This window comes from Psychrobacter sp. 1U2, from assembly GCF_051847575.1.
In genome coordinates, this window is the sequence record NZ_JBPYDC010000594.1 from 1 (window position 1) to 952 (window position 952).

At 42.6% G+C, this 952-nt stretch carries 1 protein-coding gene; it reads left to right on the forward strand.

Annotation, left to right across the window (positions count from 1 at the left end; all coding sequences use genetic code 11):
- On the forward strand, nucleotides 1-952 hold a 952-nt coding region (locus tag ACS8FD_RS17505), incomplete at both ends, for an alanine/glycine:cation symporter family protein (RefSeq protein ID WP_439276786.1).

Consider the following 952-nt stretch of genomic DNA (forward strand, 5'->3'; position numbering starts at 1 on the left):
TGCAATCGTTGGTATGTCGACCAGTTTTATCGAGTCGACTTTAGCGCAAGCATACAAAGTACCTCATAGCGATAACGTGTACCGAGGCGGACCCGCTTACTATATCGAAAAAGGCTTAGGTAAACGCTGGCTTGCGATATTTTTCTCCATATGCTTGCTCGTTGCGTTTGGTTTGGCTTTTAATGGTGTTCAATCAAATACTATCGCACAGGCAACCAACGAAGCATTTGGTATTCCTACGTGGATGACGGGCGTAGTATTGGTGGTATTGGTCGCACCAGTAGTCTTTGGTGGATTACGTTCGGTCGCGCGTATTGCAGGTAAAATTGTCCCAGTAATGGCCATTTTATATATATTATTAGCGCTATTTATTATCGTCACTAACTTTAGTCAATTTCCATCTGCTATCGCATTTATTGTCAAGTCCGCATTCGGTTTTGAGCAAGCAGCAGGCGGTGTCATTGGTTATGGTATTGCTCAGGCAATGATTAACGGTATCAAGCGTGGTCTTTTCTCCAACGAAGCCGGTATGGGTTCAGCACCTAATGCTGCGGCAACTGCTAAAAGTTATCCAGATCATCCAGCGGTGCAAGGCTTTATGCAAATGCTAGGTGTCTTTATGGATACATTGATTATTTGTACTGCCACAGCCTCCATCATTATTCTGTCAGGTGTGGTTGATCCAAACGTTGAACAAGAAGGTATTCAGCTAACGCAGTTGGCTTTATCACAGTATGTTGGTGATCTGGGTGTTATATTCGTTGCTATTGCTATTTTCTTTTTCTCATTCACCTCTATCATTGCTAATTACAGTTATGGTGAGTCTAATCTTGAGTTTATCTCTGGTGCCAAAAACGCCAAAGTTATGATTATGATTTTCCGCTTTATGGTATTAGGGATGGTGTTCATCGGTGCCATCGCAAGTCTACCTGCGATATGGAACTTTGCTGAT